This window comes from Arthrobacter sp. StoSoilB19 (assembly GCF_019977275.1).
Taxonomy (GTDB): domain Bacteria; phylum Actinomycetota; class Actinomycetes; order Actinomycetales; family Micrococcaceae; genus Arthrobacter.
Map to the genome: position 1 here is coordinate 1,883,001 of NZ_AP024650.1, position 22,781 is coordinate 1,905,781.

At 58.7% G+C, this 22,781-nt stretch carries 16 protein-coding genes; 6 read left to right on the plus strand and 10 right to left on the minus strand.

Annotation, left to right across the window (positions count from 1 at the left end; translation table 11 throughout):
- Positions 1-72 precede the first annotated feature (72 nt).
- The 8 genes from LDO86_RS08675 to LDO86_RS08710 form a co-directional block, all read right to left on the minus strand.
- On the minus strand, positions 73-1,437 hold the full coding sequence (locus LDO86_RS08675) for a pyruvate dehydrogenase complex dihydrolipoamide acetyltransferase (protein WP_043425410.1): 1,365 nt from the start codon (positions 1,435-1,437) through the stop codon (positions 73-75).
- A gap of 31 nt (positions 1,438-1,468) precedes the next feature.
- Complete coding sequence (locus tag LDO86_RS08680; protein WP_018771251.1) at positions 1,469-3,676, minus strand: alpha-ketoacid dehydrogenase subunit alpha/beta; 2,208 nt, start codon at positions 3,674-3,676, stop codon at positions 1,469-1,471.
- Positions 3,677-4,583: 907 nt separating this feature from the next.
- A complete protein-coding gene (locus LDO86_RS08685) occupies positions 4,584-5,090 on the minus strand; it encodes a VOC family protein (protein ID WP_018771253.1) in 507 nt (168 codons plus the stop codon).
- A gap of 124 nt (positions 5,091-5,214) precedes the next feature.
- On the minus strand, positions 5,215-6,093 hold the full coding sequence (locus tag LDO86_RS08690) for a carbohydrate ABC transporter permease (protein ID WP_018771254.1): 879 nt from the start codon (positions 6,091-6,093) through the stop codon (positions 5,215-5,217).
- Positions 6,090-7,046, minus strand: a complete 957-nt coding sequence (locus tag LDO86_RS08695) for a sugar ABC transporter permease (RefSeq protein WP_081620244.1) — start codon at positions 7,044-7,046, stop codon at positions 6,090-6,092. Before LDO86_RS08695 ends, LDO86_RS08690 begins: the two co-directional genes overlap by 4 nt.
- Positions 7,047-7,109: 63 nt before the next feature.
- On the minus strand, positions 7,110-8,468 hold the full coding sequence (locus tag LDO86_RS08700) for a sugar ABC transporter substrate-binding protein (RefSeq protein ID WP_018771256.1): 1,359 nt from the start codon (positions 8,466-8,468) through the stop codon (positions 7,110-7,112).
- A 608-nt stretch (positions 8,469-9,076) separates the two neighbouring features.
- Entirely contained in the window at positions 9,077-10,153 is a 1,077-nt protein-coding gene (locus LDO86_RS08705; protein ID WP_026266070.1) for a 2,3-butanediol dehydrogenase, read from the minus strand.
- Positions 10,154-10,672: 519 nt separating this feature from the next.
- Positions 10,673-11,443 carry an IclR family transcriptional regulator gene (locus tag LDO86_RS08710; protein ID WP_026266071.1) on the minus strand — a complete coding sequence of 257 codons (771 nt, stop codon included), beginning with the start codon at positions 11,441-11,443 and terminating at the stop codon, positions 10,673-10,675.
- Between the two features lie 635 nt (positions 11,444-12,078).
- Between LDO86_RS08710 and LDO86_RS08715 the strand changes: the two genes are divergently transcribed.
- From LDO86_RS08715 to LDO86_RS08735, 5 genes are read left to right on the plus strand one after another with little or no spacing between them, the layout of a single operon-like run.
- Positions 12,079-12,873: an SDR family NAD(P)-dependent oxidoreductase gene (locus LDO86_RS08715; protein ID WP_224084425.1), complete on the plus strand. Its 795-nt coding sequence runs from the start codon at positions 12,079-12,081 to the stop codon at positions 12,871-12,873.
- Complete coding sequence (locus tag LDO86_RS08720) at positions 12,870-13,844, plus strand: hypothetical protein (protein ID WP_018771260.1); 975 nt, start codon at positions 12,870-12,872, stop codon at positions 13,842-13,844. The genes LDO86_RS08715 and LDO86_RS08720 overlap by 4 nt, the downstream gene beginning before the upstream one ends.
- Entirely contained in the window at positions 13,837-14,946 is a 1,110-nt protein-coding gene (locus LDO86_RS08725; protein WP_018771261.1) for an enolase C-terminal domain-like protein, read from the plus strand. Before LDO86_RS08720 ends, LDO86_RS08725 begins: the two co-directional genes overlap by 8 nt.
- 58 nt (positions 14,947-15,004) lie before the next feature.
- The gene (locus LDO86_RS08730; RefSeq protein WP_018771262.1) at positions 15,005-15,988 is read left to right on the plus strand and encodes a sugar phosphate isomerase/epimerase; all 984 of its coding nucleotides are present in this window, start codon (positions 15,005-15,007) and stop codon (positions 15,986-15,988) included.
- 23 nt (positions 15,989-16,011) lie between these two features.
- Positions 16,012-17,277 (plus strand): Gfo/Idh/MocA family oxidoreductase, encoded by a 1,266-nt coding sequence (locus tag LDO86_RS08735; RefSeq protein ID WP_018771263.1) that lies wholly within the window; start codon positions 16,012-16,014, stop codon positions 17,275-17,277.
- Positions 17,278-17,873: 596 nt separating this feature from the next.
- Here the strand turns inward: LDO86_RS08735 and LDO86_RS08740 are convergent.
- Both LDO86_RS08740 and LDO86_RS08745 read right to left on the minus strand, forming a co-directional pair.
- A complete protein-coding gene (locus tag LDO86_RS08740) occupies positions 17,874-18,752 on the minus strand; it encodes an SMP-30/gluconolactonase/LRE family protein (RefSeq protein ID WP_018771264.1) in 879 nt (292 codons plus the stop codon).
- 34 nt (positions 18,753-18,786) lie between these two features.
- On the minus strand, positions 18,787-19,425 hold the full coding sequence (locus LDO86_RS08745; protein WP_018771265.1) for a zinc-binding dehydrogenase: 639 nt from the start codon (positions 19,423-19,425) through the stop codon (positions 18,787-18,789).
- Positions 19,426-20,391: 966 nt separating this feature from the next.
- Between LDO86_RS08745 and LDO86_RS08750 the strand changes: the two genes are divergently transcribed.
- Complete coding sequence (locus tag LDO86_RS08750; protein ID WP_018771266.1) at positions 20,392-22,386, plus strand: alpha-ketoacid dehydrogenase subunit alpha/beta; 1,995 nt, start codon at positions 20,392-20,394, stop codon at positions 22,384-22,386.
- Positions 22,387-22,781: the final 395 nt, after the last annotated feature.

The following is a 22,781-nucleotide window of genomic DNA, read 5'->3' on the forward strand; positions in this document are numbered from 1 at the left end:
CAGGGGCCAATCGGGGAGCAGTAAGTGTCGTATTTAGTGGAACTGACCCTCTTCGTCCGTCCAACGGCGGATTTATAGGAGCATCGTCAAGGGGTTTTCCACGCGCGATTTGAAGGCGTTCATCCATTGCGCCGCTACGGCCCCATCGATGACTCTGTGATCTGCTGAAAGGGTGCAGGTCATAATGTTGGCGATGACCAGTTCCCCATCATTGACTACGGCTCGGGGTTCCGCCGCCCCCACGGCGAGGATTGCTGACTGCGGCGGGTTGAGGATCGCCGAGAACTGCTTGGTACCAAACATGCCGAGGTTGGTGATCGAAAAGCTCCCGCCCGCCAGTTCATCTTGGCGGATCTTGCCGGCCTTGGCCCGTTCGACGAAATCACCAATGGTGGTGCTGATGCTGATGAGGGGCTGCGATTCCACAGCCCTTACGACCGGCGTCAGCAGGCCGCCGTCCACTGCGATGGCAACGGAAATATCTGCGGTAGCGTATTGCAGTTGGGCGTCCTCCGTCCAACTGACATTTGCCTCCGGGACATCGTGTAGGGCAAGGCCGGCCGCCTTGACGACGAGGTCGTTGACGGTGATGCGCCGTGTGGCGGCGGTGTTGATCTGCTGCCGCAGTGCCAGGAGAGCATCCATCTTGACGTCAGCGGTGAGATAGAAGTGGGGGACGGTGCTCTTCGACTCGGTGAGACGCCGGGCTATGGTTCGACGCATCCTGGTGTGGGGGACAGATACGGGTCCTGCTCCTGGGCGGGGTTGCTCTGCTGCGGCATGCTGCGGTGCGGCGTCGGGGGTCACAGTGCTCGTGGGGGAAGCTGTGGTTCCCGCGCCCTCATCAACTGTTGGGGATGTCTTGGATTGAACCGCTTTTTCGACGTCGCGTCGTATGATTCGACCATTCGGACCTGTTCCGGCGATGGAGGCTACATCGAGGTCGTTGTCCTTTGCAACGCGCCGGGCAAGAGGCGAAGCAAAGATGCGCCCGTGGACGTTGCCGGTGTTGACAGGGGGAGGAGTGACATCTCGCTCTTGAGTTATGGGGCTTTCTACAATGGGTGTGTTGGTTTCTGTCGCTTCAGCGGGGGTCGTTTCGCTTGGGACTTGCGGGGCAGTACCGGAGGGGCTATCAGTGCTGTCGGTCGGGTTCTGGACGCTCTCCAGGAGCGCAGCAACTTCTGCGTCGGTGTCCCCGCTAGCCCTAATAATGAGGATTGGTGCACCAACGTCGACGTTGGTTCCTTCTTCCACGAGCAGCCGGGCGACAATTCCTTCGGACTCGGCTTCGATTTCGACGGTGGCTTTTTCAGTTTCCACTTCTGCTATCGATTCGCCGACGGAAACTTTATCGCCTTCGCGTTTCAGCCAAGTGGACAGCGCCGCCTCCGTGGCGTTCGCCATGACTTCTGGCATATTCATCAATGCGGGCATTATTTTCTCCAGTGATTTCTTGGGGCTCTGCTTAGAGGCTCTGGTCTTTTTTGATGGTCTTCAGGGCTGCAGCTATTTCGGGTCGTCCGGCGAAGGCCGCCCGTTCCAGAACTTTTGAGATGCTGGGGGAGGCTTCTCCGCCTGAGACCCGCTGGATCGGGTAGTCCAAGTAGTCAAAGTACCGTCGTTGGATTTCGTCGCTGAGCCAGCCGCCATACGACGTCCCCCGGGTGCCCTGCTCGACAATAAGGATGTTGTTCGTCTTTTTAATACTGGCCGCAATGGTGTCCCAGTCGATGCTTGCCTTGTCGAGCCAGCGGAGATCGACGACCTCCGCGTCCGTTCCGGTGTCACCGACGGCATCAAGGGTGGGGTGGACCATCGCACCGTAGGTCAGGATAGTCAAGGCTTTACCGGTCCGACGGATGGCGGCCTTGCCGAAGGGGATTTGGAAGTCGAAGTCTTGGACCGGTACTGTCCCGGTGCTGGTGTAGAGGTCAACGTGTTCGATGATCACCACTGGATCGTTGATTGCCAAAGCGGCGTTCATAAGCCCGACGTAGTCGAAGGGCGTGGAGGGGGCTACTATTCGCCATCCGGCAGATGTAGCGAAGATGCCGGCCGGGTCCATGGAGTGTTGTGAACCGTAGCCGGTTCCCATGGCCACTTTAGAGCGAAGGACGAGGGGCATTTCACCTCTGCCGCCGAACATGTGCCTTTCCTTGGCGATTTGATTGAAGAGTTGGTCGCCGGCGACCCACATGAAGTCGGCGTACATGAATTCAATGACTGGCTTGAATCGGCCGTCCATAGCAATGCCACCTGCCAGGCCGGCAAACGCGTTTTCGCTGATAGGTGTCCCCAAAACCCGTTCAGGGTGTGCTTCTTTGAGTCCGCGGGTTGCGCCATTGGTTCCACCCTTGAGGCGGTGGACGTCTTCGCCTATGACCACGATCGACTTGTCGGCGTCCATACGCGCCTGCATGACATCGGCTACCGCATCAATGAACTTGCCCTTCGCGAGCTCACCGGTGAAGGAGGACTCTTCCTCCGTCCTGGCAGATTCCAGTTCTGAAAGATCGCTCCGGATCCCGATATCGACGAAGGATGCGTCAGGCCATAGAGCTGGTCGGATGCGTCGCTTTCCGATCTTGCCGTCCGGGTCCTGTTCGGTTAGTTCCGCTACAGCCAAGGTGCAGGCTTGTTTGATGTTGTCTGTCATTTGGGTAATGACTGCATCATCGAGATATCCGAGCTTTTTCATTTCCTTCGTCACGCGCACGATGGGATCGCGTTTACGCCATGCGTTCTCCTCGTCCTTGGTGCGGTAGCCGAAGGCACTGCCAGAGAAAGGGCCGTTCTGGTGGAAGTAGCGGTAGACCTCGGCCTCAATGAGGGTAGGACCTCCACCTGAGCGCATGTGCTCAGTGGCCTGTTCCATCGCAAGGTGCACAGCCAGGGGATCCATACCGTCTACACGCCAGGAACGGATTCCGAAACCTGGGCCTCGTCCGGAGAGACGAGATTCGGCTGTTACTTCCTTAACATGCGTGGACACGGCATAGAGGTTGTTTTCGATAAAGAAGCAAAGGGGCAACTTCCAGGCCGCTGCAAGGTTCATGGTTTCCAGGACGGAACCTATATTGGTTGCCCCGTCACCGAAGTAGGAAACGGTAATGTCGGTCCCTGCGTCGGATGTAGGGGAATGCTTTTGCGCCCAGGCGTTACCGGCCGCGAGTGGGACACCTCCGCCGACAATGGCGTTCGTGCCAAGCGCCCCCGCTTCCATCCACTGCAGGTGCATGGATCCGCCTCGTCCATGGCTGAAACCCTGGTCAAGGCCGAGAATTTCTGCCAAGGTCCGCTGAAGATATGCCTGGACCTCTGCGCTTACCGGGTCCACCGGATCCATGGTGCCACCGGTGGTGCGCGCCAGATAAGCAAGCCCTTTGGCGAGGAACTGGTGGTGGCCGCGGTGAGAACCGTTGACGCCATCGCCGGGGCGCAGCATCACTGCAGAGCCTACAGCGCCACCTTCCTGCCCAATGCTTGAGTGTGCGGGGCCATGGACAAGTCCTTCGGCAGCCAGCTCCAGCACAGATTCTTCAAAAGATCGGATGATCTGCATTTGTACGAGCATCGTTTTCAGCAAGGACGGATCAGCTTTTTTCCAGTCCTGGGCCGTGGTGGCCAACTCGAGCCATTCCACATCAGGGGTCAGGGGTTTGCTGCGTGACATTGATTTCTCCACGGGTATGAAAGTCCTCGGACGGCATGACTTAGCGCACAAGACGAGGATTTTGCGCCCGTGACCTCCGTTTGCCCGCTTGCAAACACCAGCTAACGGGTAGGTCTAGAAGCGGAGTACCGAATGGGTCCGTCGGCGGGCGGCATTCTGTGTTCCTCATCCTTGAGGGCCCTAATACGTGCCTCATTGGACGATAATCAATACTCGCATGGACCAAGGATTATAGTCAACATATGGAATTAAATTCATTTGGTGAAAGTTGAGGTTTAGGGACTTGTCTTGGACGAATGGCAGGTTCGCTCCATCACGCGCTAGCAGACGCGGCTGGGCACAGGGCAGCGCGAGCGTCGGAACTTCCCCAGCCGAAGCGAGAATTGCACACCCACCGACGACAGCGTCACCAAGGCCTTAACGGGAATCCTCCGCGGCGAACTCGTCGTTGTCGATGACCTCGGGCTCCTCCCAATGGCACCGACGCCGCCAAAGGACTCAGGAGAGTCGTGGACGCCGCCTACTAGAAACAACGCTCAGCCGCGATCTCCTCGAATCTCCACGAGGCCAACTTCGACGGACTCATGCCCCGGCCACGGAAATCGTGGTCCGGCCCCTGCACCACGCATGCCAGACCAGCGGCGACTTTGTCGTCCTTTGAACCGCGCCCTGCCTACAGGAGCCGGGTCGAATCACACGGAATTTCCCTCAGCAGCAGTGACGAGTTCATCGGAAGACGATCCACCTGACAAGATCGACGAAGGAACAGGAGAGCGGGCAGATCCTGCTCGCCAAGCTCTTTAGACGCAAAGAACGGCTCCGTTAGCCGGGACCATTGGCGATTTGTTGGTGCCTAGTCCTCAACGTTCAGCTCCAAGCCGCAGAATCGAGGGGATTGACTGCGTGGTCATAGGCTTTCCGACGGCCGGCGTCGTTTTGGTACTTCGATCGCTTCCAAGACCAGGGGTGAGCCTGGAAGGTCTATATAGGCAAAGCCTCCGTCCAGGTCCACCCCGTATCCCCGGCCCGACTGGATGACGTCAAGACCAGCGTTTTCGAATTCTTCGATTGACTTTTCGATCGATGGTACGAAGAAGCCTAGGTGATGAAGCCCGTATCCATGTTCGGCGATCCAGTCGTGGTAAATACTCGGCCCTCGCAACGGTTGAATAAGCTCCACCTGGGGAGAGCTGCCACCGAGTGCCAAACGGAACTTGAACTCTCCTGGCTTGCCGCGGTACGTCGGAGTGGCAATGTTGTCCTGGCTGTAGGTGTAGATACGCCAGTCAGATATGCCCAGGCCAGTCCACAGTTCGAGGGAGCTATCCAGGTCTTCAACTAAAAGGGCCACTTGGTCCACCCCATGGCCGAGTGCCTTTACGAGACCTTGGATAAGGTTTTCATTGATTGCCATCGTGCTGTAATCCTTACTTCCGGTCCGAATACAGGATGAGCCGTTTCAGCTCAGTTGGCCGCCTATGTCCTTCGTGCAAATTTCCTTGTTGGTGTCCTAACGACGTTTGGGGGGGTGTGCCTCCTTATTTAATAGCTCCCATTGCGAGGCCGCGCACTAGCTGCTTCTGTGCGAACCAACCGGCGATGACCACCGGGAGGACGGCCACCGTTGAAGCTGCGGAAAGTACGGATAGGAATAGTCCCCGTCCGTCAACGAAGCTCGACAGGAACGGGGGTGCAGTTCGGGCCATCGAGGACGTCAGCAGGTTCGCCAAGAAGTATTCGTTCCAAGCGAAAATGAAGCAGATGAGGCCTGCCGCAGCCACACCAGGTAGGACGACTGGCAGCACAATCCTAAATAGCTCTGTACGTAGGTTGGCGCCATCAATTTGCCCAGCCTCGACGATCTCGATTGGCACCTCTGAGAAGAAGGAGCGCATCATCCAGACCGCGATCGGAAGATTGACACCCACGTAGAGCACACTTAGGGCCGTGATGTTGTCAAGCAGGTCGAGTGACTGCAGGATCAGGTATACGGGGATGATGGATGCCGCGACGGGCATGAATCTTGTCGAAATGAAGAAGAGAAGAGCGTCGCGTACTTTGACCACTGGACGGATGCTCAGGGCGTAGGCCGCAGGGATAGCCAGCATTAGCACTATCACGGTCGATACCAGCGAGGCGCTGAACGAGTTGATCAAATATGGTGCCATTTCGCTGGAGAATACGGCCTGGAAGTTCTCCATCGTCCAGTCAGCAAAGAAGGTAGGCGGGCTTGTCGCGGCTTGGGTCTCTGGTTTGAAGGACGTGAGAATCATCCAGAGGACGGGGAAGAAGAAGAGCATCACAAAGCACCAGGTCATAAGAGTTACGGCCGACCCCCGAATGCGCTTCTTGGCGCGGCCGGACTGTGCAACGACGCGAGTGGTGCGTGCATTGGTCGAAGTGACGGAGGATATCATTTCGTTCCTTCCGTGAAGATCTTAAACAGCGTGCGAAGGGCGACACTTGCTATGAGGAGGGTGATTGTGACCGTGACAACCCCGTACGCGGCGGCCTCACCGACTTCGAGGCCGACGAATGCACGCTCGTAAATTAGATACGCAAGGGTTTTTGTTCCGCCAGTACCACGCGTCATGATGGCGATTGGGTCGAAGACCTGCACAAGTTGGATCGACCCCAGCAGTACAGCGATTTCGATGTACTGCCGGAGGTGCGGGAGGGTAACGAAGGCAAAGGTCCGGAAGGGTCCGGCCCCATCGACAGCTGACGCCTCGAGCACCTCTTTCGACTGAGACTGCAGCCCGGCAAGGATGATCAGCATGAAGAATGGCGTGTACTGCCAGGCGAGCACCATGATGACCGTAACGACTGGGATATCGGTGTTCCATGCTACGGGCGGGATGCCTGCCAGCCCGGTGAACCAGTTGACTATGCCGGTGCTTGCTTCAAGCATGGACCACTTCCAGATCAATGCTGCAGCGGCAGGCATGATAAGAAACGGCGTGATAAGGAGTGTACGAGCTAAGGCTCGACCTCGGAAGGGGCGATCGAGCAACACAGCGAGCACCAGACCGAAGAAGCATGAGAGCAATACAGCAGCCGCCGTGATAAGGGCTGTGTTGAACAACGAAGATAAAAACACGCCGTTAGAGAAAACGGTCACATAATTCGCGAAGCCCGCAAAGCCTTGCTGAGTGGGTTTCAGCAGATTCCAGGACTGGAACGAGTAGTAGATCGTAAACAGGAAAGGGAGCTGGGTGAGAACGATCGACACCGTGAGGGCTGGCCAGAGCAGTGCCCGAGCAAGTCCGATACCTCTCCTACTGGTAGCACGAGGGGTTTTAACTACGATCTTGTCGTCATCGGGGCCCTCAGAGGGAGGATCGGCGAGCGGGATAGTAAGGGAAGTCATTGGTCTCGTCTTCGAGGGTTTTGGAGAGGGTCCCGAATGCTTCGGGACCCTCTCGCACGATTGCTATTTGTGGGCGTCGCCCGCGGCTTGGGCGATTTTCTCCGAGTTCGCCAAGAATGTGTCAACATCAGTCTTGCCGGATATAACGTCGGCGAACCCTTGGGAGATTTGGTTGCCTATGTCTTGGAACTCCGGAATACCGACGTATTGCACGCCGACCCAGTTCTGGGGCTCAGTTCCGGGTTGCAGCGTGTTGACGTTGAGCATTACTTCTTTCGTCAGCGGGGCGAAGGAACCTGCGGCTTTGAGGTACTCAGGGATGGAGTAGGTTGATTCCCGGGTTCCAGGAGGAGCCTGGGTCCAGCCGATTTTTTCACCCACCAGCTTCACGTACTCCTTTGAAGTCGCCCATGAGATGAAGTCCCATGCAGCATCCTGCTTTTTTGAAGTTGCGGGGATAGCGAGATTCCACGACCAGAACCAGCCAGACTCGGCGGTCTTTTTGGTGGGTGCGTGTACGTAGCCCACCTTGCCGGCTATTTTTGAAGTAGCTGGGTCTTCAACGACTCCACCGGCCGACGTTGAGTCGTACCACATTGCCGCTTTTCCTTGCGTGAAAAGATTGAGAGACTCTGCGAAACCATACGAGACCGGGTCCGGCTGTCCAGCCGACTTCAGCAGATTGACGTAAAACTTCGTCGCTTCGGTGAACGCTGGAGAGGTGAGCTTGGCATTCCAGTCTTTATCGAACCACTGACCGCCGAAGGTGTTGACTACCGTGTTTAGGGGCGCCAGGGACTCGCCCCATCCTGGTTTGCCTCGGAGGATAATTCCCGAAACGCCCTTGGCGGGGTCGTTCAGAGTGGCGGCGAGGCTGGCAACCTGGTCCCAGGTGGGGTGTGCAGGCATAGTCAAGCCAGCAGCTTCGAAGAGGTCCTTTCGATACATCAGGAAGGAAGACTCGCTGTAGAACGGGGCTGAGTACATTTTCCCTTCGTATGAGCTGCCATCCCGTACCGGCTGGAAGATGTCGTTGACGTCGTAGCCGTCGGTCTTTTCTGCGCGGGCGCCAATGTCAGAGAGCCAACCGTTCGCGGCCCAGATTGGAGTCTCGTAGGCTCCGATCGTGACGACGTCATACTGGCCTCCCTTCGTGGCGACGTCTTTGGTGACGGCGTCACGAAGATCGCTCTCCTCGAGGAAAGTGAATTTCACCTTGATACCCGGGTGGGACTTTTCAAATTCCGGAGCAAGCTTCTCCATGTCTTTCATCTGGGAGAAGCTTGGCGTGGCGAGATTAAGGGTGACGTCGCCAGTCGTTCCGCCGCTGCCTCCGGCGCCGGTGCAGGCCGTAAGTAATGCGGCGGTAAACACCGCTGAGAGGCTGCTAGCGGCGATTTTTGTGAAGCGTAGGTTCTTCATTGAATCCTCTCTACGTGCAGGGCAGGCGCCCTCGTGCTGTCACGATACTGGGAAAAGACTGTAATAACAATCACTATTTTGAAGCTCTTTCATAATATGAAATACGACTGCCTGCGAAGCAAGGAATTTGGGCTCCAAGCCGCACGGATTGCCCAGCTCTGACCACCCGGACCGGAGAGGGGGAGAAGGTCGAACAGACAACTGGGAAGGCCGCCTTTTCTGCTGCCCGGACCGGTTCATCGGCGTCGGCGCCCATCCCCGGTATCGGGGCCCGTGCTCACCGTCACCGGTTCGGACCATGTCGATGCAGCAAGAGCCAGGCAGGGCCTTGAAAAGGCCCATATCACTCTCCACTGGCGGAGGAGATTTTCGCCTGGCCTTGGGAAACACCTCAAGGCGTTACGGGCCGCAACTTGGTTGGCAGGAGACTCTTCAAGCCGCCTTGAGTGCCTCCCATGCGGATGCATGCGCCAGCAGCCTCGCCATTTTCGTTAGCTTTCACACGCTCGTGCGCCACCAAAAGCCACATTTGTGGTGTGGTATAACTCCACGCCCTAGGCTGCATGGGGATGCTCTGCGGGACCAGCGGAGGGAACAGGATTGCGGTGTCAGAGTCCCTTGCCCGAGGGCGAAACAATAATCTTTACGGCAGTCTCGCCATGGTGGATCAAGGTGTTAAAGCCCTCTTGGATCAGCCCGTCAAGGCCGATCCTATGCGTCACGAACGGCTCAAGGTCAATCCTTCCCGAACCCAGCAGTTCGATGACGGCGGGGTAGGAATTGACGTACGCGAAGGCACCACGTAGATCGATTTCCTTTACGACAAGTTTAAATAAGTCGATGGCCGCCCGATTTCCCCAAATTCCGATAACGACTAGGGTTCCGGCCGGGCGGACAGCGTCAATAAGGGTGTCCAGAACTGCTTGTGCACTGCTGCACTCAAATGCCACGTCGGCGCCCCGGCCCTTGGTTAGCCGGCGCACTTCCTCGGCTACGTCGACCTCCCTCGGGTCCAAAACGTGATCGGCGACCCCCGCGTCCGAGGCCTTCTTCCGGCGCAGGGAACTGAGCTCTGAAACGATGACGGTGACGCCCAAAGCCTTTAGCAGGGCGGACGTCAGCAGACCGATCGGGCCGGCGCCCCCAACGAGGGCAACCTGTCCGGCTTTAGCCCCGGATCGCTCTACGGCGTGGTATCCCACGGACAGCGGTTCGATCAGAGCGGCGTGGTCAAGGGGGACAGAGTCGGGGATGGGGTGCACCCAGCGGCGTGGAACCGCGATTTTCTCTGCGAGCCCGCCGCCTCCGCCGCTTAGGCCGATTACACCTAAGCCTTCTGAAAGGTGATAATCCGTGCTGTCAGGTCCGGTATTGATGTCGTCGCGTGCGATATATGGTTCCACCGCGACTCGCTGGCCTGGGACAACATCGTCTACGCCCTGACCTACTGCGTATACGGTTCCCGCGAACTCGTGGCCCAAGGTAACAGGCAAAGATTCTCCGGACGCAGGGTGTCGCTCACCGGGCTGGGGACAAAAAATGGGTCCCTCAAGGTACTCGTGGAGGTCGGTGCCGCAAATGCCGCACCATGCGACATCAATACCTACGGTGCCTGGCGCCACGTCCGGCTCAGGAACGTCATCGATCTGAATATTCCCGCGGCCGTAATAGCGTGCTGCTCTCATAATTTTCCTCGTTATGGTCCTGCGCCGACGGCGCTAAGGGATAGGGGAGTTGGTGGGGTGGGCTGCGTTGTTCGGAACCCATCGGGGAAGCTGTTGTCGTCAAATCGGAAAAGTATCGAAGCAGAGTCGGGCTATGCCTGTTGTTGCTAACTGCCGGTCAACTGGCCCTCGCCGCAGGTCGTAGTGCCTGGCTGGACATGCTTTACAACAAGTTTCGGGTAAATGCGCAACTTAGCTCGCCCCAACGCCCAATGCCGTCGGCGGGGAGTTGGGGGTATACGCTAAAGGAGCTGAGGGCTTCCGATAAATGCTTCACTCAGACGCAACCGCATCCGCGCCACAGCGTAACGGATACATTTGCTACTCAGCAAGGAAAATGCAGGGCCAAACTCTTCAAAATCGGTTCCATCGTGCAGAAACCTCTACTGGCCCCTAGAAGTTTGGCGGTGGCCGCAAGGGCACAAACGCTTCAAGAACCCTGGCCCACCACTGCTGTTGGCTCGATAGGGCACGTGCGCCTCAGTTGACGCTGAGTGTGGCGGTAATTTCAGCGAGCTTGGCGATAAGGTCTTGCTCCGTATCCACAAACCTGGTGGAAGGCGATGAGATCGTAATGCAGGCAACTACGTGCTCGGCCTGAAAGATCGGAAAGCAAACGCAGTCCACTCCGAGTTGAAACTCTTGTCGATCGAAAGAATAACCCCGCTCACGTATTGCTTCGAGTTCCTGGCGGAATTCTTTCTTCTTTGTGATGGTGTTCGGGGTGAGAGGCGTAAAGCGCATCCGCTCTATTGCTGCCTCCCGGACATCCACTGGTGCGAAAGCTAACAGCAATTTGCCGCTGGCACGAGCATGAACATTGTCGGAGTAGCCGGTGTCCAAACCGACAACGCGGACTGCATGGGCACCTTCTGCGGTGGCCAGCACCTTCACAGCGCCACCGCGCCAGACGCTCAGATAGGTGGTTTCCCCAGTGCTTTGCGCCAGGGAGTTGATGGCCCGTGCATAGCTGGCCGGTACAACGTCCGCCCGCGCATACGCGTCGGAGATGATCGCCGCCCTCGGTCCAAGACGGAAGTAGCGCCGATCGTCCTTTGTCACCATACCCTCAGCCGCAAGCGTGGTGAGCAGGTGGTAAGTAGTGGGGAGGGACAGTCCGAAGCGCTCGGACACCTGTTTGGCTTGAAGGCCCTCAGATTCAGCCACAGCAAGCAGAATCTGCACCGCACGGCTAACCGACTGAATGCGGGTCTGACTTTTGAGGTCGGGATCTCCCATATTTGTAACCACAGCCCTAGTGTACCTTTCACTATATTGAATTGCTTCATGTCCCGTTCCGTGGTGCCGTCTGGACGCCCTGCGTTCGGGTTCCTGCCTTGTCGCATGCAGCCCTTGTGCTGCGGCCGCCGCAACTTGGCCACTTCACCGGGGCAGGGGTCGCCGACAGGGTTCACAAGGGCCTGCAAACCAACCGCCCCCTGTGGGCAAGCGTCCCCGCTACGCGCGCCCAGCTCCACCTTTTCGTTGTGCTGCGGTTCACATGTCGCGCATATGGCGCTACTATTTGAAATGAATTCAAGATAGAGACAAGGCTACTCCCGCAATCCTGCCAGCTGCCGTCACTGAGAAAGCAATGATGCTCCATGACTAGACCTCTGACATATCGTGCCGTAGTTAACTTGGACGGCCTCCCGTGCGAGGGTGCTGCGAACAGGGACCAGCAGTCGGAACTACACCCCCGACTTGGGCAAGAGGATTCTGTGCGAGGACTCCTTGGCCAGGGCCGCCCTCCGGGCTGGTCCTGGGAACACGCTGCCTGATTCTCGAAAGCAGCGCGGAAATCAGCACACCTGCGCGAACGCTCCGAAATTTTGGGCGCCAGAAGCAGCAACGATACGACGCATTTGTCGGCAGGAAGGATGCAGATGCAAGAGGGACAGATTGTAGTGGTCACGGGGATCTCCAAGGGGATCGGGAGGGCTATCGCACTGCGCGCAGCAGCCCAAGGGGCTTGCGTGGCAGGCATCCACCGTGGAAGTGACCCGGAAGCTACCGAGCATCTCTCAGCGGAAATCTCGGCAGCCGGTGGCACACCGCTGATCTTGACAGGCGACACCGGGTCGACATCGGATGTCGACCGCCTGGCTGACGCTGTCTCCGATCGTTTCGGCGGCATCGACGTGTGGATCAATAACGCGGCCGCCCTTCTGGTCCAGCCATTTCTGTCTATGACAGATGACGACTGGATGGCCATCATCAATTCGAATTTGATGGGGTATATCAGAGGTGCACGTGCGGCTGCCGCCGTCATGGTTCCGGCGGGGCGCGGAAGCATAGTAAACATCAGCTCGGTAGTGGCTGATCAACCACCCACTGAAATGACAGGATACGTGGTCGCCAAGGGTGGCATCTCGGGCCTGACTCGCTCGTTGGCTGTCGAACTTGGCCCCTTGGGCGTGACAGTAAATTCTGTCGCGCCCGGTGCCACCGAGACGCCGCTGAACACCGATAGCTGGACTGAGGATGTGCGTGCGACCTATCGCGACCGTATTCCCCTGGGCCGCATCGCCACCCCGGAGGAGATTGCCGATGTCGCCTTGTTCTTCGCATCCGAGGCGGCACGATATGTAACCGGTCAGACGGTTTCAGTGGATGGTGGCCTCCTGCTCAACGGTTCCGTCGGTCACAAACGACTTGCCGCGGCGGAGCCGGCGAAATGACCGTAGTTCTGGAAAATGAGCACGTAGAACTGGTGATGGATCCCGAAAGGGGAGGAGAAATAGTACGCTTCGCCCGCCCGGGTGAAGCCAACGGGCTGGCGCACTATGCGTGGACGACCCCGAACCCGCCCGATCAAAATATCCGTTACGGATCCACCGAACTCGACTGGTTGGCCGGGTACCGTGGCGGATGGCAGGTGCTGTTCCCGAATGCTGGAGCGGAATGCCTCGTTGACGGCCTCCCGGTCGCCTTCCATGGGGAGGGCTCAATCTCCCGGGCACAGGTGATCGAACAAACCGCCACCTCGTGCACAATATCGATTGGCTCCCGGCTTCCTCTCGAGCTGACCAGAACCGTCCGGATCCTGGAAGATTCCCCTACCGTGCAGGTCGAAGATGCAGTCCACAACATAGGAATCGGGCCTGCCTCTTTTATCTGGGGCCATCACCCGGTGTTTCCCCTCACGGAAGGAAGCGTGATTGACGCGCCACCATCGACGGTTAAGGTGGAACCCAGCAAAGCGGGGGGCCATCTGCTCCAATCCGGGCAGTGGCCACGACTCAGTGGCCAAGACGGAACGTGGGAAGACCTGAGCCGTTCTCCTGGAGAGCAGACCGAGCGGTTGGTGTACCTTCAGGACCTCCCCGAAGGGTGGGCGGCGCTTCGTCATCCGGACGCGGGCTCCCCAAGCATAGCGATGGCGTGGGATGTCAATGCGTATCCACACCTTTGGTTGTGGACTCTCGACGGGGCTGACGGGTTCCCTTGGTACGGGCGTGCCCGGATGATAGGGATTGAACCCCAGCGCGCTTGGCCCTTCGACGGGCTGAAAGGAGCGATCGACCGCGGCCAGGCCTTAACCCTCGGGCCCGGGGGTGCGCAGTCATCCTGGTTCACTCTGACTCTGCTCCCTGGGGGAGAAAAGCCAGTGATTGGCATGGATCAGGACGGAACGGTGCACCATGACTGACCGGATCACCGCGGCCGAGGCATGGCTGGTACACCTGCCCATGCCCTACGAACTGGTGCTCGGGCCCATAACCTACAAAACCCGCGACTACGTCGTCCTGCGGTTGACGACCGCATCAGGGCTCACGGGTGTGGCGGTGGGCTACACACGACACACCCCCTTGATCGAAGCCCTCGAAATCCTGGTCCCCCAGATAAAGGGCCTCGGACTTGAGCCAGGCGAGGTGCAGCGCACCCTGAAAGGCCGTTTCTCTCCTGGATGGGGCTCGCTCGTCCGGGCAGCATCTCTGATCGACATAGCCCTATGGGACATAAATGCCAAGGCCAGACAGCAATCGCTGGAAGACTTCATGGGAACGCGGAACGAGCCCGTCCCGTTGATGGCGGTCGCCGGCTATTTCCTGGAAGCCAGAGGAAAGTCGGCCGTTGTGGAGGAAATCGAGCGTTTTGTCGCCGAGGGCTACACGACCATCAAGCTCATCATCCCTGGCCATAACCTGGAGCACGACCTGGACCTGATCGGCGACATCAACCAGATCCTTCCATCCGGGGTCACGCTCGCAGCTGATTTCCATGGAGCCTTTCACTCCGTCGACGAGGCAGTGCAATACAGCGAAGGCTTGTCAGATTGCGGACTCCGGTTCATCGAGGACGCCTTTCCAAGCTACGAGAGCGATATGGTGTCGGCCTTCGCAAGAGCCGCAGGCACACCTGCCGCTGCAGGTGAAGATGTAATGACCCCGGCGGCACACCGCGCGCTGTTGGACGGCGGCGTCAGTTACCTTCGGGCGGACGCGACAGCCACCGGCGGATACACCGCCGCTATGAAGAGTGTCGCCGCCGCGGAAGACGCGGCAGCCTGGGTCGCCCCTCATGTTTGGCCCCATATCCACCACCCGCTCTCACACACTTCAAGTCGTGTCGCAATGATCGAAACCATCCCCCGATACGTAGGAGCCGACCCTATCGTCGACCTCCTTCTGGAGGATCTGCCCATTGTTGACGGCAAATGGTCACCGCCCCAGCACGAAGGTCTGTACCTTCCCCTGGACTGGGCCCGCGTCGAGGCGTTGGCCAGTGTTTCTCGCACCTGGGCGCTCTGAAAAGACCCACGCCCGCACCGTTCCACTGAAAATCCCATCTCAAAGAAGAGGTAAAGCAATGAAAATCGGAATCCTGACCGCACTGTTCGACGCCAAGCCGCTGGACGAGGTAGCAAATTATGTAGCTGATCTCGGCTACGAAGCGGTCGAACTCACCACCTGGGCAGGCTCTGGCCATTTCGATCTCGATCAGGCCATCTCAGACCCGCAGTACAGCCGAAATTTGAAGAAGATGTTGAACTCGCGAGGACTGTCCATCTCGGCTCTCTCGGACCACCTGTCAGCACAGCAGGTGCTTCCGCCCAAGGACGCCAGTTTCGATGACTGGTCGCCGACAACCGACAAGCAGGAGATGTTCGAATACGGGAAGCAGCACCTACTGAACACCGCACGAGCGGCATCAGATCTTGAAATCCCGGTGGTCAACGGCTTCTTTGGCTCGACCGTCTGGGGCTCCTGGTACACCTGGCCTCCGAAGCACCTGGAGCTTTACAACGAAGGCTGGGACCTCTTTGTGGAGCGTTGGAATCCCATCCTGGATGAATTCGCCAAACTCGGGGTGAAGTTCGCCCACGAGGTCCACCCGACCGAGATCGCTTACAACATCACCACAGCCCAGACTGCTGTCGAGAAGCTTGGTCGTGACGACTGGGGTTTCAATTTCGATCCCAGCCATTTCATCTGGCAGCAGATCGACCCTGTCGTCTTCATTAAGACCTTCGGCAACCGGATCCTCCACGTACATGCCAAGGACTTTGAAGTGCAGGAAGACGAAATCCGACGCGACGGGGTGCTCTCCACCGGATCATGGCGGAACATGCACCGGGCAGCACGGTACCGCGTGGTTGGATGGGGCCAGGTGCCGTGGAAGAGGGTCATCACTGCGTTGCTGGAGGTGGGTTACGACTATGTCATGTCCTACGAGCATGAGGACCCGGTAATGAGCGAACGCGATGGTGCCGAAAAGGCCATTGACTACCTGCGTCCCCTCATCGTGAAAGAGCCGATGGATCCCGAAGCCCACCACTTCTGGCTCGTCTGAGACAAGAAAAAGGGAAGATTACGATGACACAGGATTTACCAGCCTTTTTCACCCAGGGGCTGATGAAAGATGATCACCGGGAAGTCCCGGCCATCGGCGTCGGCATGCTCGGCTATTCGTTCATGGGCAGGGCACATACGAATGCCTTGAAGAAGATCACGTATACCTACTGGCCGCCGCCGATGCAGCCGGAATTGGTTGGAATCGCAGGCCGCACCCAAAGTGCGGTCGATGAAGCAGCCCGTCGATACGGTTATGCCAAGTCAACGACCGATTGGCGCGAGCTGGTCGAAGATCCTGCGATCGGGCTATTCGACAACACCGGGCCGAATGACCAGCACAAGGAACCAACCATCGCCGCAGCCAGGGCCGGCAAGCACGTTATATGTGAGAAGCCCCTCGGTCGAACTGCCGATGAGGCATACGAGATCTGGACCGAAGTCGCGAAGACCGGCGTTAAGGCGATGACCGCCTTCAACTACAGATTCTTTCCGGCAATCCGCCTGATCAAGGAGATGCTTGACGACGGGACACTGGGTGAAGTCCGCCATTTCCGGGCCAGGTATCACCAGGAGTGGCTGGTTGACCCGAAGAGCCCTACCTCATGGAGGCTGGACAAGAGCATCGCAGGTTCAGGAGCGCTCGGGGACCTCGGTGCCCACATCATCGACCTTTCCCGGTATCTCGTTGGTGAGCCCGTAAGCGTGTCAGCAAACATGAAGACGTTTGTGGAGGACCGTCCTGGCGGGCACGTGGACGTTGACGACGCGTTCGACGCCATCATCACCTTTGACACCGGCGCTCTCGGCACCTTGGAAGCAACCCGGGTTGCGCCAGGCCGTAAAAATCACATGCGCTTCGAGATCAGTACAACGAAAGGCACGGTGATCTTCGATCAGGAACGGATGAACGAGATCGAACTGCACCTGGCCGACTCGACACCAGGCCCGAAAGCACAAGGCTTCCGTACGGTTCTCGTTTCCGAAAGTTACCACCCGTATTGGGAACACTGGTGGCCACATGGCCACATGATCGGGTGGGAGGACAGCTTCGTCCACGAACTCGGCCACCTGCTGCAAGCCATCGCCGATGACACAGAGATCGGGCCCCATGGTGCTTCCCTCGAGGACGGATACCGCTGCGCCGAGGTTACTGATGCCATCGAGCGATCAGCAACAACCGGTGCACGACAAGAGATTGTGTATCGACAGGCATCAGAGGGGGGCGGGGCACCATTGAGGAAAACAGCGGCCCAAGGTACGCTGATCCGCAGCCAACGGCTTGAATGAACCCGAGCTGCTGCCTCAGCTGACGTAGAAGGAGATCGGCGTGGGCTGGGCCCGCGCCGATCTCCTTTGTGCGTTCCGTGATCGGCAGCGTTAGGGCCTTTGCTCCATTGCTACGAAACCTGAGCGCCTTAGGGGCCTGCAATCGGCAGAGCTGGAAAGGCGGAGGATGTCCCGGGACGTTCTCATTATGATCAGCCGGTGAAAGAGGATGGGAAATGTCGAACCGCGCTGCCGGATCGGGGGAGTCAGCCGTACATTAAGAAGCACACCTTATCCAGCACCGGAAGCTAGCGGTCATCTCCGCCCGGTTTCCGCTTGAAGCGGGTCCAGTCTAGGTGGTACATGGGCGGATCATGGACGTTGCGGGGCACCCCGCTCAGCGCCTGATGGCCAATTCGGTGAATTCCGTGACTTATGACTTGGCCGGGGGAGCACACGGAAGAGGGGCCTCAAGCCTGGACTTAGAGGAGAGGTGCTTACGGCGCAAGATACCAGCTGCCGAGACGCATTACTCCGGCAACCTCAGCCTTAAGATCTATTTGCGGCCGGCACTCAATTCTTGCCCGCTTTACCGTTAACCGTCGTCCACTTATGAATCAGGAACCAAAACGATGCGCGGGCAGGCCTTTAACGCCGAGGCCGTCAATAGCGAAAACGGCGCCTCGCATAGGGCCGTCGTCGGGCAGCCCAGGCAGGGGTGGTCGGCCCATGCTCGTCACGTACAGAATGTCGAGATTGGGGCCACCGAACATGACGCTTGTGACCTTCTTGACCGGCATGGGCACGGTGCGGTCCAGGGATCCGTCTGGTGCGTAGCGGTTTAGTTTGCCTCCGAAGACATGAGCTTCCCAAAGATAGCCTTCGGCGTCGACCGTCATACCGTCCGCGACTCCACCGTCTGATTTGTCCATGCCGACAAAGCTCCTACGGTTCGATACGGCTCCGGTTTCCGGGTCGTAGTCGTAGGCCCAGATGTCGTTGCCCCATGAGTCGGTGAAGTAGAAGGTCTTTTCGTCAGGGCTCCAGCAAGGTCCGTTTGAGCAGACGATCCCCGAGTCCAGGGTGGTGAGGGTGAGGTCAGGGTCAAGGCTGTACAGCTTTCCGGTGCCGGCCTTTTCGTTAGTGTCCATTGACCCGACGACAAATCGGCCTCGGGAATCGACCTTGCCGTCGTTGAAGCGGTTGGACGGAATATCGGACTCGGGGGAGTGGAGCAGCTCGAGCCGGTCGTGTTTGAAGTCGAAACTGTACAGTCCGTGCTGAAGAGCCACGATTGCGCTCTGCCCGTCCGCGCGGAGCGCCATGGACCCGATCTTTTCGCGGACATCCCATGCCTTGATTTGCTGACCGTCCGCTGTGGATCGGAAAATCCGGCCGTCGGCGGAGTCAATGAAATAGAGCATCTGCTGCTCCGCGTCCCAGAGCGGGCCTTCTCCGAGGCTTGTTTTCAGGTCGGCGATGACACGGATGCGCACTGGTCTCCTCTTAGCTGCTAGTCGTTACTTAGTCCTACAGGTGGGGATCGAAAACGAACTTCATCCCGTCTCCCTCACGGGTGGCTTTGAAAATGCGTTCCCAGTCACCCAGGCCGGCGACTTCGGTCACGAGGGGCCCCAGGGAAACTTTTCCGCTCGTGACCAGTGCGATGGCTCGGTGCCAGGCAGCGGTCGGAGAGGCCAGACCAGATGTGATGGTCAATTCCTTCATCAGCACTTTGTCCAGTGGGACAGTCACGGGCTTTCCGAATACTCCCACCTGAACGTAGGCTCCGCGGGGTCCCACGTTTTCAAGGCACAGAGCAGCACCTGAAGGGTGGCCGGAGCATTCGATAACGACGTCGGCAGGGCGTGTCCCTGGCCTATAGCTTTCGTCGGTAGCCGTGGCCAAACCGAGGGAGTTGGCGATATGCAGCCGTTGGGCGTCTCGGGCGGTACCGACGACGGTTACTTGGGCTCCCGATGACTGTGCGATCTGAGCCGCGAGAATCCCCATCGTGCCGGGCCCCGTGACAAGAACGGAATCGCCGGGGTTGATGATGGGCGGATCCAACAGGCAGTTCGCCACGGACCCCAGGGGTTCCAGCAGTGCCGCATGGTGCAGGTCCATCCCGTCCGGAAGGCGGTGCAGGTTTCGGACGGGGACGAGCACTTCTGAAGCAAAGCCCCCGTTGACATGGCTGCCGATGGAGACCCGCTCTGGACATAGATTGCGGTGACCGGACAGGCAGGATGGGCAGTGCCCGCATGTGGAAAAGAAACTTTCGAGGGCGACAGGGGAATCCCGCCAGGCTTCGTCCACGCCTGGACCAAGCTGGCGGACAATGCCGGCAACTTCGTGCCCAAGCACGACGGGAGGGTTAGTAGGCCACTCTCCGTCCATGATGTGCAGGTCAGTACCGCAGAGTCCAGCACCATAGACCTCAACGACAACCTGACCTGGTCCTGGAGTGGGCCGTTCGACCTCTGTCAGGAACATAGCGCCCCTGCCCGGGCTGAGCTTCACGATGGCAGACATACTGGGCATAAGGGAACCTCCACGGCTTTGGGGCGGCAGTCAATCAGGCGGACTTAGGACTTCAGCAAGAATAGCCGACAACGCTTGCAACTGTAAATATATGAAATTACTTTCAGATAGCAATACCGAGGGGAAGGCTAGTCCACCCCGGCTCCAAGCTCCTATAACTATCTTGACAGGATTCAAGATATTGACAAGATATCTGCCTCCCTGCCAGACTTCCTAAGGTGAACGACATCGAGGTCGGATGGAAACAGGAGCATGCGGCAGGCGGGCACACGGCTGTGCCTTGCGCGTCGGCTTGGGACTTTGCGTCCTGCCCGACGGACGTCACTCGCCGCTGCAGGCCTCGCAGAGGCAATTGGCTGCAACAGGCCGGTGAGCGTGTCAGCCGGGGTGAGGCAACTTTTAGCCGCAGGGTCTTCGGTAAGTTCACGCTAACGAGGGCACCTCTGCATACTTCCGTCCGTGCAAGCGACTCTTCCGTGAAACATCCCGTATCCGCCGCACCTTGTTGATTGCGGAGTCCTGGAGGGCGTGGGCTTGCGCAAGATCCGTCGGCGCTCCGCAGTCCGGCAAGTAAACACGAAGTGAGGAAGAATGACCATTTCCAGCGAATTGACACCCCTTGAGGCCTACCGGCGGATGGCGCTCATTCGCGCATTCGAAGAACGTGTACTGGCGTTGTCGCTTGACGGCCACGTAGCAGGCTCAGTGCACCTGTGCCTCGGCCAGGAGGCCATTCCTGTTGGAGCCTTGGCGGCGCTCGGGCCGGCCGACCGCGTTCTTGCTACCTATAGAGGACATGGGTGGGCGATCGCTCGCGGCAGCAGCCCTACCGGGGTTCTCGCCGAAATCGCACAGCGGGAAGGCGGGGTTAATGGGGGCCGTGCCGGTTCTCCGCTGCTCAGCGACCCGGCAGTAGGTTTCCTTGGGGAAAATTCCATTGTGGGCGCCGGATCCCCCATTGCCTCTGGTGTCGCCCTGGCAGCCAAAACTCAAGGCTCCGACCGGGTCGTTGTCACCACCTTCGGCGACGGTGCCATGAACCAAGGCGCAACCACCGAAGGCATGATCTTCGCGGCTGCGAATAATCTTCCCGTTATCTTTATCTGCGAAAACAACGGCTGGGCCGAGATGACACCGCAGGACAGAACAACCCGGGGCCCCGATCTCGCCATGCGGGGAGAAGGCCTGGGCATTGAAAGTCACGTCGTAGACGGTGGCGACCCGTTCGCTGTTCGCGACGCAGTCGCAGCAGCAGCAGAAACCTGCAGGCGCGGCGAGGGCCCAGTACTGCTCGAGTGCAAGACCGTCAGGTTGAGCGGACACTACAACCGGGACATCGAACACTACCGCCCTAAGGCCGACAAGCAGAACGCTATCGACACCGAGCCGCTCACCCGCCTCCGTTCCAGCGGCGCGCTGAATGAGGACGCGGTCGCGGCAATTGACGCCGAAATCGCAGCCGAAATCGAAGAAATTGTGCAAAGCGTTCTGGCTATGCCAGCTCCAAACCCGGCGACTGCGCAGGATCACCTCTACGGGGCCGCCGTAGAACTCGATGCCAATGCCAAGCACACCCAGTCTAAAGAGCTCACATACCAGCGAGCGGTCAACCAGGCACTCGCGGATGAACTGGACAGCAGGCCGGACCTTCTGGTCTACGGCGAGGATGTCGGGTTTGCAGGCGGCATCTTCGGCGTCTCCCGCGGTCTTCAGAAGAAGTATGGCGAAGAGCGCGTCTTCGACACCCCCATCTCTGAGTCCGCAATTCTCGGTTCTGCCGTCGGGGCCGGCATGGAGGGAGTACGGACGGTTACGGAAATCATGTGGGCTGATTTCGTATTCGTTGCTCTGGACCAGATCATCAACCAGGCTTCGAACGTCAGGTACATCAACCGGTCAGCCATCCATGCCCCCTTGACCATTCGGATGCAGCAGGGCGTCACGCCGGGGTCGTGTGCCCAACACTCCCAGAGCATAGAGGCGATCCTGGCCCACATCCCGGGTATCAAGGTAGGTCTGCCGGCGACACCGCAGGATGCATACAACATGACACGAGCGGCCATTGCAGACCCAGACCCAACCATCCTCCTCGAGAACCGTGCGCTGTATCAGGTCTCCACTCCGGTGAACTTTGGTGGGGTAGTTGAACGTGCGGAGGGCGCCCGTCACCACCGCGACGGCAAGGATCTCACTATCATCACGTGGGGAAGCACACTTTCCCTGGCGTTGGAAGCCGCAGAGGAATTGGAACGAGACGGGATTTCCGCCGGAGTTCTCGACCTTCGATGGTTGCGGCCATTGGACCTGGATGCCATTGCCCGCGCAGTCAGTGCTTCTGCTGGACGCATCCTTGTCGTCCATGAGGCCCACACCAGTGGGGGGTTCGGCGCTGAAGTCGCCGCAAGGATTACAGAACTGCACTTCGAGAAACTCACCGCTCCAGTCCAGCGGGTGGGTACCCCGGATGTGCGCATGCCATCGGCGCCTGCACTGCAGGATGCGCTGCTGCCGACCACCGGCAGGATTGTCGCGGCAGCCCAGACGTTGGTGAGCAGCGCCCCTACTGGCCACGCCATTGGGGTGTAAAGGCGGTGGAGTTCCTCGTTGAAATATCTTTCACAACTCCAGTTGGAATGGATTCTGGCGTTCTTGAGGAGCTCAAAACGGCAGAAGCACAGCGGGCCGGGCAGCTCGCTGCCTCCGGGCATCTGCTTCGGTTGTGGCGCCCCCAAGTGCCGGGATGGCGGAACATCGGTCTGTGGGAGGCCGAAGACGTGACCGAACTCCAGACGCTGTTGGACTCCCTGCCGCTAAGGGAATTTATGTCAATAACAATTCGACCGCTGGATCCCCATCCATCTGACCCACCGCTGATGCTGGGCAAGGTTTAACTACCATGCTCGTGGCGGGCTCTTTTACTGCTAGGAGGTCTGGCCCCATCCGCCTGGGCGGGGCCAGACTGCCTGCTCATCATCGAAGCC

Coding starts and splice junctions, on each gene's coding strand:
- LDO86_RS08720 (WP_018771260.1), top strand. CDS start 12,870: ATGACCGTAGTTCTGGAAAATGAGCACGTAGAACTGGTGATGGATCCC.
- LDO86_RS08685 (WP_018771253.1), bottom strand. CDS start 5,090: ATGGCAATCAATGAAAACCTTATCCAAGGTCTCGTAAAGGCACTCGGC.
- LDO86_RS08690 (WP_018771254.1), bottom strand. CDS start 6,093: ATGATATCCTCCGTCACTTCGACCAATGCACGCACCACTCGCGTCGTT.
- LDO86_RS08705 (WP_026266070.1), bottom strand. CDS start 10,153: ATGAGAGCAGCACGCTATTACGGCCGCGGGAATATTCAGATCGATGAC.
- LDO86_RS08700 (WP_018771256.1), bottom strand. CDS start 8,468: ATGAAGAACCTACGCTTCACAAAAATCGCCGCTAGCAGCCTCTCAGCG.
- LDO86_RS08725 (WP_018771261.1), top strand. CDS start 13,837: ATGACTGACCGGATCACCGCGGCCGAGGCATGGCTGGTACACCTGCCC.
- LDO86_RS08680 (WP_018771251.1), bottom strand. CDS start 3,676: ATGTCACGCAGCAAACCCCTGACCCCTGATGTGGAATGGCTCGAGTTG.
- LDO86_RS08735 (WP_018771263.1), top strand. CDS start 16,012: ATGACACAGGATTTACCAGCCTTTTTCACCCAGGGGCTGATGAAAGAT.
- LDO86_RS08675 (WP_043425410.1), bottom strand. CDS start 1,437: ATGCCCGCATTGATGAATATGCCAGAAGTCATGGCGAACGCCACGGAG.
- LDO86_RS08695 (WP_081620244.1), bottom strand. CDS start 7,046: ATGACTTCCCTTACTATCCCGCTCGCCGATCCTCCCTCTGAGGGCCCC.
- LDO86_RS08730 (WP_018771262.1), top strand. CDS start 15,005: ATGAAAATCGGAATCCTGACCGCACTGTTCGACGCCAAGCCGCTGGAC.
- LDO86_RS08715 (WP_224084425.1), top strand. CDS start 12,079: ATGCAAGAGGGACAGATTGTAGTGGTCACGGGGATCTCCAAGGGGATC.
- LDO86_RS08750 (WP_018771266.1), top strand. CDS start 20,392: ATGACCATTTCCAGCGAATTGACACCCCTTGAGGCCTACCGGCGGATG.